This window comes from Mesorhizobium sp. W067, assembly GCF_054719525.1.
Genome location: NZ_JBTTII010000001.1, coordinates 3,150,613 through 3,168,070, shown reverse-complemented (window position 1 = coordinate 3,168,070; position 17,458 = coordinate 3,150,613). Strand labels below are relative to the sequence as shown.

The following is a 17,458-nucleotide window of genomic DNA, read 5'->3' as shown; positions in this document are numbered from 1 at the left end:
ATACGGGGAGTTGCCATGCTCTGGAAGGGCCGCCGTCAGAGTGACAATGTCGAGGACGAGCGCAGCGACAGCGGCGGCGGTGGTGGTTTCGGCGGCGGCAGCCCTGGCCAGTTCCGCATCCCGATCGGCGGCCGCACCGGCGGCGGCGGCAGCATATTGCTGGTCGTCCTCGTGGTGCTGGCCGGATGGTATTTCGGCTTCGACCCGTCGCAGATCCTGGGCAGCGGCGACGGCGGCGGCGTGCTGCCGGGTGGCGGTGGCCAGATTACCGACAACAGCGGCGGCCAGGACGACGGCGCCGGCACGCCTGCTTCCGACGAGATGAAGCAGTTCGTGGCGACCGTGCTGGCCGAGACCGAAGAGACCTGGACCGGCATCTTCCAGTCGCAGGGCCTGAAATACGAGGACCCGAAGCTTGTGCTGTTCAGCGGCCAGATCCGCTCGGCCTGCGGCTCCGCCTCGACGGCAGCCGGACCGTTCTATTGTCCCGGCGACCACAAGGTCTACCTCGACACCACCTTCTTCCAGCAACTCGACCAGCAGTTCGGCGCCTCGGGGGATTTCGCCCAGGCATATGTGATCGCCCATGAAGTCGGTCACCATGTGCAGAACCTCACCGGCATCCTGCCCAAGTTCAACCAGATGCGGCAGTCGATGGGTGAGGCGGAAGCCAACCAGATGTCGGTGCGCATCGAGCTGCAGGCCGACTGCTTCGCCGGCGTTTGGGCGCATTTCACCGCGCAGAAGGGCATTCTGGAACAGGGCGACATCGAAGAGGCGCTCAACGCCGCCAAGCAGATCGGCGACGATACGCTGCAGAAGAAGATGCAGGGCTATGTCGTTCCGGAAAGCTTCAACCACGGGACGTCGCAGCAAAGGCAGACCTGGCTGGCGCGCGGCTACAAGAGCGGCAAGCTGTCGGATTGCAACACGCTGACCGGTCCGGCTTGAGGCGCTCGCAAGTTCCAGCCGACCGCGGTTCAAAGCGCATCCGTCGGCGGGCCGATTCACCACCGGCAACAGATGTCAGGAGGAGAACGCCTGAGGCGTTCTCCTATTGTTCCAAAGTGGCGCCTCGCCTATAACGGGCGCCCGCCCAAGGGCGGTCTCAGGGAGCAGACGCCATCATGATCGACCCCAAAACCGCCAGGCGGGGCCTTGCGCTCGTCTTCACCACGCTGCTGCTCGACATTATCGGCTTCGGCATGATCATGCCGGTGTTGCCGGCCTTTCTCAGGGAGCTTTCCGGCGTCGGCATCAGCGAAGCGGCGATCGAAGGCGGCTGGCTGTTCTTCGTCTATGCGGCGATGCAGTTCTTCTTCGCGCCAATCATGGGTGGATTGAGCGACCGCTTCGGGCGGCGGCCGATCCTGCTTGCCTCGGTGCTTACATTCTCGATCGACAATCTGATCTGCGCCATCGCCTGGTCCTATCCGATGCTGTTCATCGGCCGCGTGCTGGCCGGCGTTTCGGGCGCCAGCTATTCGACGACGTCGGCCTTCATTGCCGACATCTCGAACGACGACAACCGGGCGAAGAATTTCGGTCTGCTCGGCATCGCCTTCGGCGTCGGCTTCGTCATTGGGCCGGTGCTGGGCGGGCTGCTCGGCACGTTCGGGCCGCGAGTGCCGTTTTACTTTGCCGCCGGGCTTGCCTTCGTGAACTTCCTCATCGCCATGTTCTTCCTGCCTGAAACGCTCGATGAAAAGCACCGCCGCCGCTTCGAGTGGAAACGCGCCAACCCGGTCGGCACGCTGCTGCAGATGCGCCAATATCAGGGCATCGGCTGGATCGGGCTCGCCTTCTTCCTGATGACGCTCGGCCACATGATGTATCCTGCGGTGTGGTCGTTCGTGTCCAACTACCGCTATGGCTGGAGCGAGCAGCAGATCGGCTTCTCGCTCGGCGCCTTCGGCCTGTGTGGGGCGATCGTCATGGCGACGGTGCTGCCGCGCGTGATCCCCAAACTTGGCGAATGGAGGACGGCGGTGATCGGCCTGACATTTACGGCGGCCAGCGCCTTCGGCTACGCCTTCGCCTCGCAAGGCTGGATGATCTATGCGGTGATCGTCGTCGGCTGCCTCGAAGCACTGGCCGATCCGCCGCTGAGAAGCCTTGCCGCCGCCAAGGTGCCGCCATCGGCGCAAGGCGAATTGCAGGGTGCGATGACGTCGATCTTCTCGATCACCTCGATCATCACGCCGCTGCTCTACACCGCGATCTTTTCCTGGTTCACCGGACCGAATGCGCCCGTAGTGTTCGGCGGCGCCCCCTATCTGGTTGGCGCGTGCTTCCTGACGCTTGCCGTCATTGTCTTTGTGACGAAAGTTGCGAGGCCGACGGCGGTGAGAAGCGTTGCCACCGGCGCTGCGGAAGATGGAGCCCAGATATGAGCCATGACAGCCGCATAGAGCTGACCAAGGACGGTTTGTCGCTGTCGCGGCTGGTGTTCGGCGCCTGGCGCCTGCTCGACAGCGCCGCGCGCCCGGACGCCGACCAGATCGCGCGGCTGATCGGCACTGCGGTCGATCTCGGCCTTACCAGCTTCGACCATGCCGATATTTACGGGCATTACCAGGTGGAAGCTGCCTTTGGCGCCGGCTTGTCGCGCTGGAAGGGCAAGCGCGACAGCATCGAGCTGATCTCGAAATGCGACATCATTCTGGCATCGGCCAACCGGCCTCAGAACCGGCTGAAGCATTACGACACCAGTGCGGCCCACATTGCCGCCTCGGTCGACCGTTCGCTCGCCAATCTCGGCACCGACTATCTCGACCTGTTGCTGCTGCACCGGCCGGATCCGCTGATGGATGCCGACGAGACGGCGGCGGCCCTTGCCGGGCTGGTCAAGTCGGGCAAGGTGAGAGCGGTCGGGGTCTCCAATTTCACGCCGTCGCAGTTCGACCTTCTGGCTTCGCGGCTGCCGTTTGCCTTGGCCACCAACCAGATCGAGATGTCGGTGCTGAAAACCAATGCGCTGGTGGATGGCAGCCTCGATCACGCGCAACGCCTCGGCTATGCGCCGATGATCTGGTCGCCGCTCGGCGGCGGCTTGCTGTTCACCGGCAAGGAAGGGCGCGAGGCGCGGGTCAGGGCGGCAATCGCGGCGGTGGCTGCCGAGATCGGCGCCGGCGATCTCGCCGCCGTCGCCATCGCCTGGCTGCTGCGTCATCCGGCGCGGCTGGCGCCGGTGCTCGGCACGATGAAGCCCGAGCGGCTGGCCGTCATGGTCAAGGCGCTGGAGATCGACCTCGACCCCAGCAATGGTTTGCCATACTGGAGGCCAGCGAAGGCCGGCCGGTGGCGTAAGGTTAGATACTAGGCTTCGATCCATTCGCTGGGCACGTCCAATGCCTTCGACAGCATGGTGCTGGTTTGCGCCGATGGCTTGCGGCGATTGGATTCAAGGTCCGACAGGAAGCCCTGGCTGACACCGATGGCATCAGCGAACTCGCCCTGCGTCAGCTTGCGCCAGTTGCGCAGCGCCTTGAGCCCGGCTGGAACCTCGCAAAATATCCATGGTCACCTCGGCGGGCAGAGGCTTTTCCGTTTTGAACTCGGCCTTCCGCTCATCGTAGATCGCCACATCCGCAGCGTCTTCTCTGGCTTCTTCGGCGGCATGCAGCAATGCCTCGTAGTCAGCCTTCGGGATGACGACCAGTTCTTCCCCGGTTGAAGTCCTTATGATTTGCGGAGCGTTCATGATGTGCTGTCCTATGGCCGGCTGTAGGTCGTCGTTTCGCGCTTGCCGATGTAGATCGCGAGGATTGTCGTGCGATCTTCATCAATATAACGCGGTAGCGACCGATCCGAAGTCTGTAACCGTCTCGGCCGGCAAGACGTTCTACATCCCCACGCCCGCTGATGGCATAAGTGTTCAAACCCTCGGTAACCTGCTCGCGGACATCGGCCGGCAGGTTGTCGAGATCGCGAGCTGCCGACACCGAGAGGATGATCGTCTTGACTCGCGCAATATCGCAGATTTATCGCTCGAGGCTAAGCGATATTATCGCTGCTACACAGAGGGCTCAGGCCCGTTCGGCCAGCAGTTCCTCGCCGCGCTTTTCGCGGATCAGGTTGACGAAGCGGCGGAACAGATAGTGCGAGTCCTGCGGGCCGGGCGAGGCCTCGGGGTGGTGCTGGACCGAGAACACCGGACGTCCGGTCAGCGCGATGCCGCAGTTCGAGCCATCGAACAGCGAGACATGGGTTTCCTCGACGCCCTCGGGCAAGGAGTCGGCATCGACGGCAAAGCCGTGGTTCATCGAGACGATCTCGACCTTGCCGGTGGTATGATCCTTGACGGGGTGGTTGGCGCCGTGATGGCCCTGGTGCATCTTGGCGGTCTTGCCGCCCAGCGCCAGGGCCAGCATCTGGTGGCCGAGGCAGATGCCGAACACCGGAATATCGGTCTTGAGCAGGTCCTGGATGACCGGCACCGCGTATTCGCCGGTGGCTTCCGGGTCGCCGGGGCCGTTGGAGAGGAAGATGCCGTCGGGCTGCATGGCCAGGATTTCTTCCGAACCAGTACCGGCCGGAACCACGGTGACCTTGGCGCCGAGGCCGGAAAGCAGGCGAAGGATGTTACGCTTGACGCCGTAGTCGATGGCGACGACGTGCATCGACGGCTCGGCCTGTTCGCCAAAGCCTTCGTTCCATACCCAGGGCGTTCCACGCCAGACCGAGGACTGGCCGGAGGTGACTTCCTTGGCGAGGTCAAGCCCGATCAGGCCCGACCAGGCGGCGGCCCGCCGCTTCAAATCGTCGAGGTCGAAGATGCCGTCGGGCGCGTGCGCAATGACGGCATTGGGCATGCCCTTTTCGCGGATCAGCGCGGTCAGCGCCCGGGTGTCGATGCCCGACAGCGCGACGATGCCGCGCTTCTTCAGCCACTGGTCCAGCCCGGTGTCGGCGCGGTAGTTGGACGGGTTGGTGACATCGGCCTTGAACACCGCGCCAACGGCGCCGGCACGGGCGACCGGGTTCAAGTCCTCGATGTCCTCGTCATTGGTGCCGATGTTGCCGATATGCGGGAAGGTGAAGGTGACGATCTGGCCGGCATAGGACGGGTCGGTGAGAATTTCCTGGTAGCCGGTGAGGGCGGTGTTGAAGCAGACTTCGGCAACGGCGGAACCGGTGGCGCCGAGGCCGCGACCCTCGATGACGGTGCCGTCGGCCAGCACCAGGACGGCGGTCGGCTTTTCGGTTGCCCAAGGCGGGGTCAGTTCGGGGGTCATCTCGGCCATGGCGACGCTCCTGTCACGCTGCGCGCTTCGATGGCGGGCCATCTGCGCAGCAAACGGCGCGGCCGATCTCTCGAGCCTGCGCGCATCAATTCTTTGTCTTGTGCAAGGCCGAGTACATAGGGGAAGGCGCCAGAGCGGTCAATGATGCCCGTGCCAAAAACGGCGAGCATTTGTTTCGTCGAACGATATCAGGGCTTTGGCGCGTTTGCTTTGCGGATGGGCCGCGGTTATTGTCCGCGCCGTTCGAAGGAGAAAGCATCATGCGCGCAAAAATCGCCGAATCCCTGAAAAGCGCGATGAAGGCGCAGGACAAGCACCGGCTGCCGACGCTCAGGCTGATCCAGGCCGCCATCCACGACCGCGACATCGCCAATCGCGGCTCGACCAAGGACCCCGCCAGCGACGAGGAGATCCTGCAGATCCTGGCCAAGATGGTGAAGCAGCGCGAGGAATCGGCCAAGGCGTTCGAGGACGGCAAGCGCCCGGATCTGGCCGCGCAGGAGCGTGGCGAGATGGAGATCATCCGCGGCTTCCTGCCGACGCAGCTGGATGAGGCCGCCGTAACAGCTGCGGCGCGCGAGGCGATCGCTGCGACCGGTGCCGCCAGCCAAAAGGACATGGGCAAGGTGATCGCCGCGCTGAAGCAGAAATATGCCGGCCAGATGGATTTCGGCAAGGCCAGCGGCATCGTCAAAGGCCTGCTGCAGTAGGAGCCGACACCGCTTCAATGGCGAAGGAGAGCAGGGGCATTACCTCTGGGCAAGAAACGGTCCGCACCGGCTTAAGCGAGCAAGCGTTGACCTGCCGGAGAGACCCACCATAATCGAAATCGTCAAACCCACGCTCGAACATCTGCCCTCCTACAAGGCGGCGCTCGAGCGTGGCTGGTCGCCGGACAATGTCCGGCTGATGGAAGCGACGCGCGAGCAACTTGCGGCGATCGACGAGGATCCCGCGGCGTTCCTTGCCAGCCTCGACGATCCCGAGGCCAAAGGAGGCCCGATTACCTTGCCGGACGGCACGACCGTGCCGCGGCTGCCGGGCTTCCGGCGCTGGATCTGGGACGGCGAGGCCGCCGGCTCGATCGGCTTTCGCTGGCAGCCGGGTACGGCCGCACTGCCGTCGCATGTGCTCGGCCATATCGGCTATGCCGTGGTGCCGTGGAAGCGCGGACGAGGCTATGCGACCGAGGCGCTGCGGCTGATGCTGGACGAGGCGAGGGCTGTTGGTTTGCCATATGTCGAGCTCACCACCGACCTCGACAATCCGGCCTCGCAGAAGGTGGTGCTGGCCAATGGCGGCCGTGTGGTCGGTCCGTTCATCAAGGACGCCGCGTATGGCGGCGCCGAGAGTTTGTTGTTCCGGATCGATTTGTAGTCCGATGCTATTCGGCCGCTGCTGGCAGCGGCGGCGCTGCCCGGCTGCGCCCCTCCCAGATGTAGGAGGCAAGTGCCACCACCACCGCCACCAGCATGGCGGCAGCGCCCACAACCGGCAGGCTGCGATAGCCGTAGCCGGCATTGAGCATGGCAGCGCCCAGCGACGCGGCGAGCGCGATGCCGACATTGAAGCCGGACGGGATGAGCGAGGAGGCGAGGTTGGAGGCGTCCGCCGTCCAGGCCAGGATACGGGTCTGGATCGGCGTGCCTATGGCGAAGTTGAGGCCAGCCCAGATAACGATGGCGATGACCATCGGCACGGGGTAGGGGCTGACGGCATAGATCACGCCCAACATCACCGCTTGCAGCGCAAGCATTGTGATCAGCGACGGCATCAGCTTCCAGTCGGAAAGCTTGCCGCCGAGAAACACACCGACGGTGGCGCCGACGCCGTTGAGCAGCAGCACCCAGGGGATCAGGCCCTCGTCGAGATGGGTCACCTCAAGCAGGGTCGGGGTGATGTAGGTGAACAGGCCGAACTGGCCGATCATCAACATCAGCATCAGGATCAGCGAGGTCCAGACTTGCTGGCGCGCCAGCACGCGAACCTCGCTGCCAAGACTGGCGGATGGCCTTGATGCGCCTGTCGTGCGCGGCAAAAGCGCAGCCATGGCGGCAAAGGCTACCACGCCAAGCGCGCACATCACCCAGAAGGTGGCGCGCCAGCCCCAGAGATTGCCGATTGCGGTGCCGGCCGGGACGCCGATGACATTGGATACGGTGAGGCCGGAGAGGATCACAGCCACGGCCATGCCGCGCTTGTCCTCGGGCACGAGGCCGACAGCCACCACCATGGCGACGCCGAAATAGGCGCCGTGTGCGACGGCGACCGCAATGCGCAAGAGCAGCATCGAGGCAAAATCGGGCGCCAGCGCGCAAGCGGCCTGGCCGATGGTGAAGGCGACGGTCAGGCAAAGCAGCAGCGTCTTGCGGGGAATGCCCTTGGTGGCGAGCGCCAGCAATGGCCCGCCAACCGCGATGCCGCCGGCATAGCCTGAGACGAGATAGCCGGAGGTCGGGATCGAAACGCCAAGGCCGTCGGCCACTTGCGGCAGCACGCCGGCAATGACGAATTCGGTGGTGCCGAAAGCGAAGGCGGCGATGAACAGGGCAATGAGCGGAAGCATGGCGCGGAAGCGATCCTTGAACGAGTTGGCCTCAAATCATGGATGGCGCTTGCCGGCAATGCAGAAATTTTTGCGGCCGGTTTAGGTTTTCTTGATCAGCTCGCCTTCAACCTGGAGCCGCCGAGCAGGCCGCGCTCTTCCAGCACCGGGTAGGCCATCGACGCCAGCAGCGAGTTGATCTGCTTCAGGTCGCGGATGGTGTCGAGGTGGATGGAGCTGGTCTCGACGCTCTTGGCGGTGCCGTCGCGCAGGCGCACGAAATGGCTGGCGCTGGTTTCCTTTTCGCGGTCGCGCAGCCGGTCCTTTTCCAGCACCAGCTGGCGGGCAGTCTCAGGGTCGCGCGACACCAGCACGTTGAAGGCAAGCCTGGCATTGGCCAGCACCGAGGTGTGAAAGGCGAGCAGCTCGCTCCAGCCCTCGGGCGTGAACTCCAGCCCGCGCTCGAACTTCTTCTTCACATGCACCAGCATGTTGCGCACGATGATGTCGCCGACCTGCTCGAGCTTGACGCAGGCGCCTATCAGCTCCTGGCAGCGCAGCGCCTCGTCCTCTGTGAGCGAGTTCCTGGTCAATTTGGCCAGATAGAGCTTGATCGCCGCGTGCTTCCTGTCGACGCGGTCGTCAAGGGCGGCCAGCGCCTTGATCTTGTCGCCGTCGGCGCTTTCATACAGCTCGATGATACGCTTGAGCATGATCTCGACCGTCTCGCAGACGCGGACCACCTCGCGGGTGGCGTTGGCCAGCGCCTGGCTCGGAACGTCGAGCGCGCCGTCGTTGAGGGCGGAGAGTTCGACCACATCGAGCTCTGTAGCCGGCGCCGGCTTGGTGCCCATTGCGACGATCTTCTCGGAAGCACGATAGATCAGGCTGGCAAGCGGCAGGCCGGCGAGCAGGATCAGCACATTGAACAGGATGTGGGCGTTGACGATCTGGTCGGGCACGGTGGCGCCGAGGAAGGCGACCGGTGGCTTCAGCGTCATGAACAGGATCAGCATCACCAGCGAGCCCATGCCGCGCATCAACAGATTGCCGATCGGCACGACGCGCACGCCAGGTTCGGCACTTCGGGTGAGCAGCGGCGCGATGATCGACGAGCCGAGATTGACGCCGAGCACCAGCACGATGCCGAGTTCGGGCGGGATGAAGCCGCGCCCGGCCAGCGTGACCATCAAAAGCACGGCGGCGATTGAGGAGTGGAAGAGCCAGGTAACGAGCGCGGCGAGCAGATAGGCGGTGACGTAGTCGCTGGAGAAATATTCGATGATGAGCGGCATCAGCGTGCTCTGGCGCAGCGGCTCCGAGGCCTGGCCGATCATCTCCAGCGACAGTACCAAAAGGCCGATGCCGACCAGGATGCGGCCGAACTGGCGCCAGTCGCGCCGCTCGGTGGCCATGAACATGACCGTGCCGGCGACGAGGCAGATCGGCACCAGCAGCGTCAGATCGAAGGTCAAGAGCTTGACCACCAGCGCCGAGCCGATCTCGGCGCCGCGCACAGCCAATTGGCCCGACATGCCCGAGACGATGCCGGCGCCGGCGAAGGAGCCGACGAGAAGCGTGACGGCGGTCGAGCTCTGCAGCGCGATGGACAGGCCGCAGCCGGCCAGCACCGCCATGATCGGATTGCGCATGGTGGAGCGCAGCCGGTGACGCAGCACGTCGCCATAGGCGCGCTCGACGCCTGTCTTGACCATGCGGGTGGCAAACAGCATCAGCGCCACCGAGCCCGCCAGATGCAGCAGAACGACGGAGCCGCTCATTTCGAAACCCGCACGCAGACAGCTACCGCGACGCGGAGGGCGCGCAGTGCAGGGATGAAAACGGGGCTGCGAATCATGGTCATGACAGTCTTGAACAATATCCGGAATATTTTAGCCGGGTAATAAAATCTTGTCGATTTCAAGAGCCGTCGCGGCGCGACAGGGCGTGTCGGAAAATGGACGGATGCGCAAATGGTTGCATGGCGGATCCCTGGTGATGGCAGCGGATCGTCCCGGTTTGCCGGACTCCCGGCAATCGCCTTTGCGATGATGTTCAAATATCCAGGATAAGCGCCGGATTTCATTGCGTAAATGTAATGCTAGTGTTCAGTTTCGGTTCATCCTTCGGGCGCTATTCCCTAGGCATCGACAACCAAGGAGCCCCGCTATGAAACGTGTTGTTCTTTCCGCCCTCGCTTTCTCGATGCTGGCCGCCACTTCGCTTACCGGCCAGGCCGCACCGGTGAACGCACCGGTCGCACCGCAGTCGAATTACACGCGGGTCGACTGGCAGAGGCCCGGCAAGCATGTCGATGTCAGGAAGCGCGTCGTGAAGAAGACGGTGGTCGTCAAGCGCAGCCATTGGCGCAATGGCCAGAAATATTCCAGCTGGAAGCGGCACCAGCCGATCCGCGATTATGGCCGCTACGGCCTGCATCGCCCCGGCCGCGGCCAGGAATGGATCCGCGTCGGCAACGACTATGTGCTGGTCAGCGTCCTGTCCGGCATCATCTTCGGCGCCATTGCCGCGCATTAAGCCCGGCCTCGCCGGCGCAATGCAGAGACTTGAAAGGAGGCGGCCCGAAAGGGCCGCCTTTCTTTTGGCTGTAGAACCGGGCTTTTTGGCTGTGGAAACCGGGTATGGTCCGCAATAAGGGTCGTCGGATTCCGCGAGCATGATTATATGAGGGACAAACGAGTTCCCCAATGCGCTTTCCGCCCGCCTTTCTCGATGAGATACGCGACCGTGTGCCGATTTCATCGGTCATCGGCCAGCGCGTCGCATGGGACAGGAAGAAGACCAACGCCTCGCGCGGCGACTATTGGGCCTGTTGTCCGTTCCATGGCGAAAAGAGCCCCTCCTTCCACTGCGAGGACAAGAAGGGCCGCTATCACTGTTTCGGCTGTTCGGTGTCGGGCGATCATTTCAAGTTCCTGACCGAGCTCGACGGATTAAGCTTTCCCGAAGCGGTCGAGAAGATCGCCGACATGGCCGGCGTGCCGATGCCGGTGCGCGACGAGCGGGAAGAACAGCGTGAGAAGGAACGCGCCAGCCTGACCGACGTCATGGAGATGGCGACTGCCTTCTTCCAGGAGCGGCTGCAAGGACCGGAGGGTGCAAAAGCCCGCGCCTATCTCAGGGATCGCGGGCTGACGCCGGCGACGCAGCAATCGTTCCGGCTGGGCTTTGCGCCCGACAGCCGCAATGCGCTGAAGGAACATCTTGCCGCCAAGGGTGTGCCCAAGGCCGACATCGAGGCCTGCGGGCTGGTGCGTCATGGCGACGACATCCCGGTCTCCTATGACTGGTTCCGCGATCGCATCATGTTCCCGATCCCGGATTCGCGCGGCAAGATCATCGCCTTTGGCGGCCGCGCACTGGCGCCCGATGCGCTGGCCAAATACATGAATTCGCCCGACACGGAGCTCTTCCACAAGGGCAACGTGCTCTACAATTTCGCCCGCGCCCGCAAAGCGCTGGCGAAAGGCGGCACGGTGATTGCCGTCGAAGGCTATATGGACGTGATTGCGCTGGCGCAGGCCGGCTTCGAGAATGCCGTGGCGCCGCTCGGCACCGCGCTCACCGAAAACCAGCTCGAACTTCTGTGGCGCATGGCGCCTGAGCCGATGCTGTGCTTCGACGGCGACCAGGCCGGGCTGAAGGCGGCGTGGCGGGCCGCGGATCTCGCGCTGCCGTCGGTGCAGGCCGGGCGGTCGGTGCGCTTTGCGCTGTTGCCGGAGGGCAAGGATCCCGACGATCTGGTCAAGGCAGAAGGGCCGGACGCGTTTCGTGCCGTGCTGGCGGAAGCGCGGCCTCTCGCTGATTTGTTGTGGATGCGTGAGACATCCGGTGGCGTCTTCGACACGCCGGAGCGGCGGGCGGGGCTGACAAAGACGCTGCGCGAACTGACCAGCCGCATCCGCGATGAGAGCCAGCGCTACCACTACCAGCAGTGGATGCGCGAGCGGGAGCTGACCTTCTTCAGCGCCCAGCGCGAAGTGCGCCAAGGTCGCCAGGACTGGAAACCGGGGCAGGGCAAAACGCCCGCACCCGGCGGACAGTTCGCCAAAGGCAGCGGGGCAGGCGCGCGCGCCGCGATCACCGAAAGCCTCGGCCGCTCCGCCATGGTCAAACGCGGTGGCGAGATGATGTCGGTGCGCGAGGCGACGATCATCGTAGCCCTCGTCAACCATCCGGCGCTGATCGACGAGAACTTCGCCCATGTCGAGTTCCTCGATCTCGCCAACACCGATCTGCAGCGGCTGCACGCCGCCATCCTCGATGCGATGGCGCACGACATGGCCAATGACCGTAGCGCGGTGATCGCCACCATCGAACGTGCCGGCTGCAGCGATATCTGGGGGCGCGCCGTGGCGCTCATCCAACGGGCCAGGCAATGGCCCGCGCTGGAAACCGCAGCGCTTGACGATGCCCGCGACGCCTTCAACCAGGCGCTGCACTTGCAGCGCAGCGCGCGCACCTTACATAAGGAGCTGAAACAGGCGGAAGCAGCGCTCGCCAGCGATCCCACTGACGAAAACTACCGGCACCTCATCGAGATTCAGGCGCAATTCCGTGATGTACAAGCAACGGAAGCGCTGATCGAAGGCTTCGGTGTGTCCTCGGGCAGGGGTGGGCGCGTCTAGGTCGAAACCTGCGCAAGAATGAATGTTGTACGTGCTGCGCGTCGAATCGACGCCTCTAAGTCGGGTAATTGATTCGCTTTTTTGATGCGAATCATGCGAGAGGCGCTTGACCTTCTGGCAGAATGACGGAATCAGGACGATTCGAAACCTTAACCCGCGCCGGCGTCGATGGAAATGCACTGACGCGAGGTGCTGATCACTGGACAGGCTGACAGCCTGCCACAGATATCAGGGTTAATCTGGACTTAATGCATATCGCCCAAAAGTGAAAACCGGTTTTGGGGGCACGATATGAACAAACAAAAGAGTTGATTCGGTTACCGGCCCGGTTATGCGCCACCAGCGCATGTAGTTTGACCGGTGCGGCAGCTACGCGGCTTCGATGCTCGGCCGCTAGGAGAAGATAAAGACTATGGCGACAAAGGAAAAGGAAGAGGTCGAGACCGAACGTGAAGGCGCCACCGATGGGCCTCTGCTCGACCTTTCCGATGATGCTGTCAAGAAGATGATCAAGGCCGCCAAGAAGCGCGGCTATGTGACTCTCGACGAACTGAACGCGGTGCTGCCGTCGGAAGAGACCGATCCGGATCGCATCGAAGACATCAATGCGATGCTGTCCGACATGGGCATCAACGTGGTCGAGGACGACGATCAGAGCGAGGAGCCCGAGGCCGCCGACAGCAATGCCGACGCCGAGGAAGACGCCAACGAGCTGGCCGAGCAGACCGGCACCGCCGTCGCCGCCACGACCACCAAGAAAGAGCCGACCGACCGCACCGATGACCCGGTGCGCATGTATCTGCGCGAGATGGGCTCGGTCGAGCTCCTGTCGCGCGAGGGCGAAATCGCGATCGCCAAGCGCATCGAGGCCGGCCGCGAGACGATGATCGCGGGCCTCTGCGAAAGCCCGCTGACCTTCCAGGCCATTATCATCTGGCGTGACGAGCTCAACGAATCCAAGATCCTGCTGCGCGAGATCATCGACCTCGAAGCCACCTATGCGGGCCCCGAAGCCAAGCAGGCGCCGGTGGTCGAGCGCATCGAGGAGGCGCCCAAGGCCGAGGACAAGCCGAGGCGTGGACGCGACGAGGAAGACGACATCACCAATGTCGGCGCCGACACGCGCGGCCTGGTCGATGACGACGAGGAAGACGAGGACGAGGCGAGCCTGTCGCTGGCGGCGATGGAAGCGGAATTGCGCCCGCAGGTGATGGAGACGCTCGACGTCATCGCCGACACCTACAAGAAGCTGCGCAAGCTGCAGGACCAGCAGGTCGAGAACCGTCTGGCCGCGACCGGCACGCTGTCGCCCAGCCAGGACCGCCGCCTGAAGGAGCTGAAGGACCAGCTGATCAAGGCGGTGAAGTCGCTGTCGCTCAATACGGCGCGCATCGAGGCGCTGGTCGAGCAGCTTTACGACATCAACAAGCGCCTGGTGCAGAACGAAGGCAAGCTGCTGCGCCTAGCCGAAAGCTATGGCGTGCGCCGCGAGGAGTTCCTCAAGGAATATCAGGGCTCCGAGCTCGACCCGAACTGGACGCGCTCGATCGGCAACCTGACCTCGCGCGGCTGGAAGGAATTCACCAAGAACGAGAAGGACGCGATCAAGGATCTGCGTTCGGAAATCCAGAACCTCGCCACCGAGACGGCGATCTCGATCCTGGAATTCCGCAAGATCGTCAACCAGGTGCAGAAGGGCGAGCGCGAAGCCGCTATCGCCAAGAAGGAAATGGTCGAGGCCAATCTGCGCCTCGTCATCTCCATCGCCAAGAAATATACCAATCGCGGCCTGCAGTTCCTCGACCTGATCCAGGAAGGCAATATCGGCTTGATGAAGGCGGTCGACAAATTCGAATACCGCCGCGGCTACAAGTTCTCGACCTATGCGACATGGTGGATCCGGCAGGCGATCACGCGTTCGATTGCCGACCAGGCGCGCACCATCCGCATCCCGGTGCACATGATCGAAACGATCAACAAGATCGTGCGCACGTCGCGCCAGATGCTGCATGAAATCGGCCGCGAGCCGACGCCGGAGGAACTGGCAGAAAAGCTCGCAATGCCGCTCGAAAAAGTGCGCAAGGTGTTGAAGATCGCCAAGGAGCCGATCTCGCTCGAAACCCCTGTGGGTGACGAAGAGGATTCGCATCTGGGCGATTTCATCGAGGACAAGATGGCGATCCTGCCGATCGATGCGGCGATCCAGGCCAATCTGCGCGAGACCACCACGCGGGTGCTCGCCTCGCTGACGCCGCGCGAGGAGCGGGTGCTGCGCATGCGCTTCGGCATCGGCATGAACACCGACCACACGCTGGAAGAAGTCGGCCAGCAGTTCTCGGTGACGCGCGAGCGTATCCGCCAGATCGAAGCCAAGGCGCTGCGCAAGCTCAAGCACCCGAGCCGGAGCCGCAAGCTGAGGAGCTTCCTCGACAGCTGATACCGGCAACAGACCAGAATTCGAAAAGGGCGCCGATGGCGCCCTTTTTGTTGCCGGGTGAAGGCTCTTGTCGCCCATCTCCGTCGGGAGGATACTTGCCTGGTCGGATGCATGTTCTGGGCGAAAAACCGGATGTCCGCCCCGGCTGATGTCCTCAGCCGTGCTCCGTGGCGCCGGAGGGAGGTGTGTGATGACAACCTACATCCTGCTGATGAACTGGACGGAACAGGGCGCCAGAAATATCCGAGAGTCGCCGAAGCGGCTCGATGCCGCCAAGAAGCAACTGGCCGACATGGGCGGCTCGTTCAAGGCGTTTTACCTGACTATGGGCGAATATGACATGGTGGCGATTATCGAGGCGCCCGACGATGCTGTGCTTGCTCGTTTCGCCCTGATGCTGGCAACGGGTGGCAGCGTCAAGACGCGAACGCTCAAGGCTTTCCCGGAATTTGCCTATCGCGAGATCGTCGCCTCGCTTGGATAGCGCTGGGCGCGGGTCCGTGCGGCTCGGCGTCATATTGCGGGGCCGTGCCGTCAGGGTGATAGTCGCGCCATGTCCAAGCCTGCGCTGACCGTCTGGTACAACACACGCTGCCCGGTTTGCGATGGCGGCATCACCCGGCAGAAACGGCGGCTGATCGAGGCGATCAAGGCCGGGCGGATCGAATTCCGCGACATCAACCTCGAACCGGCGGCGCTCTCTGGCTACAGCGCCTCGCTGGAGGACATACGCCGCCGGCTGCATGCCACCGATGCCGAAGGCAGGCTGCTGGTCGGCGCCGATGTCGCGGTTGCCGTCTGGCGGGCGACGCCGGGCGACGGCTGGCTGGCGACGCTCTTCGGCAATCCGGTCGCGCTGCCGCTGACGCGCTTGGCCTATGATCGTTTCGCCGATCTTCTCTATGCCTGGAACCGGCGCAAGGGCCGCTGGTAGCGAGGCAAGGCCCGAAGAATCTGCGGGCCTTACCGTCATGGGCGTTACCGGGACGCCGGCTCGCAAAGCCAGCCGACAATGCGGCGCACCGCCGGCAGCACCATGAGCAACGTTGGGAACGCTACCAGCCAGGACAGGCCCCAGGCAGTGAGCCAGACAGCCGGCAAATCAGGTTGCAGTCCAAGGCTTTTCAGCGTCGATATGAACGAGACGATGAAGGTCATCAGCAGCGACAGCACCAGCGGGCTGACGATCGCGGCATAGCGCGCCGGCAGCTTGCCGCGCTTACGGTTCGTGGTCATTTTTGGATTTTCCTGAAACATCCGGTCCGTCGCATTTGGCATCCATTGCGCCGGGTTTCCGGCGGAACTGCCCGGAAAGACCGGGGTGGATGCGTTGCTTGACGTCAGACGCTTACGGAGAGGTTTTGGCCCTCACGCGCTTTCTAGCTGCCGGCGGCGGCGAAATCAACCTTCTGGCGCCGCCTTTAGATACATCGTAAGATATATCTTGACTCGTCGGCGGGGCAAGCCTAATTAAGATGTATCGTAAGATATAACTCAAGGAGCAATTCATGCACAGACATCATCCCTTTGGCGAGCGCGCCGAGCGCGCATTCCTGCACATGGCAGGCAAATTTGGTGGAAGAGGGGGCAGCGGCTTTGGTCCGTTCGGCCACGGCGGACGTGGCGGTGGACGCGGCGGCCCGGGCGACATGTTTCGCGCCGGGCGCATGCTGGCCGACGGCGATCTCAAGCTGATCACGCTGTCGCTGCTGGCCGAGGCGCCTCGCCACGGCTACGACATCATCAAGGCGCTGGAAGAGCGCACCAGCGGCATCTACAGCCCGAGCCCGGGCGTCGTCTATCCGACGCTGACCTTCCTGGAAGAGGCCGGCTATGCGGCTTCAGCCGCCGACGGCAACAAGAAGGTGTTTTCGATCACCGAGGCGGGCCAGGCGCATCTCGCCGAGAACCGCGAGATGATCGACGGCGTGCTGGAGCATCTCGAGCGCTTCGGCCGCAAGATGGCGAAAGCGCGGGACTGGTTCGGCTGGAACGACGACGGCGAGGAAGGCGGACGGCGTGGTGGACGGGGTCGCTCGGAAGCCCGCGAGGAGTTCCGCGCCGTGCGTCACCGGCTGCGTGCCGCGCTCGGCGATCTCGTCGACGCGTCGGCTGAAAAGCAGGCCGAGGCGATTGCAGTCCTGGAAGCCGCCGCTGAAGCCCTGGAAGCGCTATCGCGCGGTTGACCCCTGGCGAGAACGCTTGCCCGTTCGACTGAGGAACGGTACTGAAAATCATCCTGCACCGCGAGACGTGGTGCAGGATGATTGCCGTTGGAGGAAGCCCCATGTCTTTTCTGAAGCGTCTTTTCGGTGGTGGCGGTGAGGGGGGCGAGCCCAAGAGCGCAGCACCGGCAAAGCAGGTTGAGCACAAGGGATTTTTGATCAGTGCCACGCCCTACAAGGCGGAGGGGGGCCAATACCAGACCTGCGGCGTGGTTTCGAAGGAAGTCGACGGCGTGATGAAGGAACACAAATTCATCCGCGCCGATCGCTTTGCCGGACTGGGCGACGCCGTCGACATCTCGATCAAGAAGGGCATGCAACTGGTCGACGAGCAAGGCGAGAGGATGTTCGGGTAG

At 63.4% G+C, this 17,458-nt stretch carries 18 protein-coding genes; 12 read left to right on the top strand and 6 right to left on the bottom strand.

Translation table 11 applies throughout. The features are described 5' to 3' along the window. Positions 1-15 precede the first annotated feature (15 nt). The 3 genes from ypfJ (at position 16) to ACYG97_RS15395 (ending at position 3,322) form a co-directional block, all read left to right on the top strand. On the top strand, positions 16-951 hold the full coding sequence (gene ypfJ / locus ACYG97_RS15405) for a KPN_02809 family neutral zinc metallopeptidase (protein WP_023733297.1): 936 nt from the start codon (positions 16-18) through the stop codon (positions 949-951). A 176-nt stretch (positions 952-1,127) separates the two neighbouring features. Beyond that, positions 1,128-2,393: a TCR/Tet family MFS transporter gene (locus tag ACYG97_RS15400; RefSeq protein ID WP_023733296.1), complete on the top strand. Its 1,266-nt coding sequence runs from the start codon at positions 1,128-1,130 to the stop codon at positions 2,391-2,393. Beyond that, positions 2,390-3,322, top strand: a complete 933-nt coding sequence (locus ACYG97_RS15395; RefSeq protein ID WP_460221594.1) for an aldo/keto reductase — start codon at positions 2,390-2,392, stop codon at positions 3,320-3,322. Before ACYG97_RS15400 ends, ACYG97_RS15395 begins: the two co-directional genes overlap by 4 nt. Here ACYG97_RS15395 and ACYG97_RS15390 read toward each other — a convergent pair. The 3 genes from ACYG97_RS15390 to carA form a co-directional block, all read right to left on the bottom strand. Further along, positions 3,319-3,438 carry a helix-turn-helix domain-containing protein gene (locus ACYG97_RS15390; protein ID WP_245260145.1) on the bottom strand — a complete coding sequence of 40 codons (120 nt, stop codon included), beginning with the start codon at positions 3,436-3,438 and terminating at the stop codon, positions 3,319-3,321. The genes ACYG97_RS15395 and ACYG97_RS15390 overlap by 4 nt on opposite strands. Positions 3,439-3,442: 4 nt before the next feature. Next, on the bottom strand, positions 3,443-3,703 hold the full coding sequence (locus ACYG97_RS15385) for a hypothetical protein (RefSeq protein WP_245260143.1): 261 nt from the start codon (positions 3,701-3,703) through the stop codon (positions 3,443-3,445). A gap of 325 nt (positions 3,704-4,028) precedes the next feature. Next, positions 4,029-5,246 carry a glutamine-hydrolyzing carbamoyl-phosphate synthase small subunit gene (gene carA, locus ACYG97_RS15380; protein WP_081726027.1) on the bottom strand — a complete coding sequence of 406 codons (1,218 nt, stop codon included), beginning with the start codon at positions 5,244-5,246 and terminating at the stop codon, positions 4,029-4,031. A 260-nt stretch (positions 5,247-5,506) separates the two neighbouring features. Here carA and ACYG97_RS15375 point away from each other — a divergent pair, with 260 nt between their 5' ends. Together ACYG97_RS15375 and ACYG97_RS15370 are read left to right on the top strand one after the other, a co-directional pair. Then, positions 5,507-5,956, top strand: coding sequence for a GatB/YqeY domain-containing protein (locus ACYG97_RS15375; protein WP_032888139.1), 450 nt, complete (start codon positions 5,507-5,509; stop codon positions 5,954-5,956). Positions 5,957-6,065: 109 nt separating this feature from the next. Then, the gene (locus ACYG97_RS15370) at positions 6,066-6,623 is read left to right on the top strand and encodes a GNAT family N-acetyltransferase (protein WP_023672441.1); all 558 of its coding nucleotides are present in this window, start codon (positions 6,066-6,068) and stop codon (positions 6,621-6,623) included. A gap of 7 nt (positions 6,624-6,630) precedes the next feature. Here the strand turns inward: ACYG97_RS15370 and ACYG97_RS15365 are convergent, their stop codons facing one another. Then, complete coding sequence (locus ACYG97_RS15365) at positions 6,631-7,812, bottom strand: MFS transporter (protein ID WP_023733295.1); 1,182 nt, start codon at positions 7,810-7,812, stop codon at positions 6,631-6,633. 95 nt (positions 7,813-7,907) lie between these two features. Continuing rightward, positions 7,908-9,572, bottom strand: coding sequence for a Na/Pi cotransporter family protein (locus ACYG97_RS15360; protein WP_352497543.1), 1,665 nt, complete (start codon positions 9,570-9,572; stop codon positions 7,908-7,910). Positions 9,573-9,960: 388 nt separating this feature from the next. Here ACYG97_RS15360 and ACYG97_RS15355 point away from each other — a divergent pair, with 388 nt between their 5' ends. From ACYG97_RS15355 to ACYG97_RS15335, 5 genes are all read left to right on the top strand, one after another. Then, positions 9,961-10,329, top strand: a complete 369-nt coding sequence (locus ACYG97_RS15355; RefSeq protein ID WP_023672444.1) for an RcnB family protein — start codon at positions 9,961-9,963, stop codon at positions 10,327-10,329. Positions 10,330-10,499: 170 nt separating this feature from the next. Next, positions 10,500-12,440, top strand: coding sequence for a DNA primase (dnaG, locus tag ACYG97_RS15350; protein WP_023683795.1), 1,941 nt, complete (start codon positions 10,500-10,502; stop codon positions 12,438-12,440). Positions 12,441-12,852: 412 nt separating this feature from the next. Then, positions 12,853-14,877 carry an RNA polymerase sigma factor RpoD gene (rpoD, locus tag ACYG97_RS15345; RefSeq protein ID WP_023672446.1) on the top strand — a complete coding sequence of 675 codons (2,025 nt, stop codon included), beginning with the start codon at positions 12,853-12,855 and terminating at the stop codon, positions 14,875-14,877. A gap of 190 nt (positions 14,878-15,067) precedes the next feature. Further along, positions 15,068-15,361, top strand: coding sequence for a GYD domain-containing protein (locus ACYG97_RS15340; protein WP_023733294.1), 294 nt, complete (start codon positions 15,068-15,070; stop codon positions 15,359-15,361). Between the two features lie 69 nt (positions 15,362-15,430). Further along, positions 15,431-15,811, top strand: a complete 381-nt coding sequence (locus ACYG97_RS15335; protein WP_023733293.1) for a thiol-disulfide oxidoreductase DCC family protein — start codon at positions 15,431-15,433, stop codon at positions 15,809-15,811. A gap of 44 nt (positions 15,812-15,855) precedes the next feature. Here the strand turns inward: ACYG97_RS15335 and ACYG97_RS15330 are convergent, their stop codons facing one another. After that, entirely contained in the window at positions 15,856-16,113 is a 258-nt protein-coding gene (locus ACYG97_RS15330) for a DUF2798 domain-containing protein (RefSeq protein ID WP_023683797.1), read from the bottom strand. A gap of 272 nt (positions 16,114-16,385) precedes the next feature. Between ACYG97_RS15330 and ACYG97_RS15325 the strand changes: the two genes are divergently transcribed. Beyond that, entirely contained in the window at positions 16,386-17,063 is a 678-nt protein-coding gene (locus ACYG97_RS15325) for a PadR family transcriptional regulator (RefSeq protein ID WP_023733292.1), read from the top strand. A gap of 101 nt (positions 17,064-17,164) precedes the next feature. Beyond that, entirely contained in the window at positions 17,165-17,458 is a 294-nt protein-coding gene (locus tag ACYG97_RS15320; RefSeq protein WP_023701148.1) for an HlyU family transcriptional regulator, read from the top strand.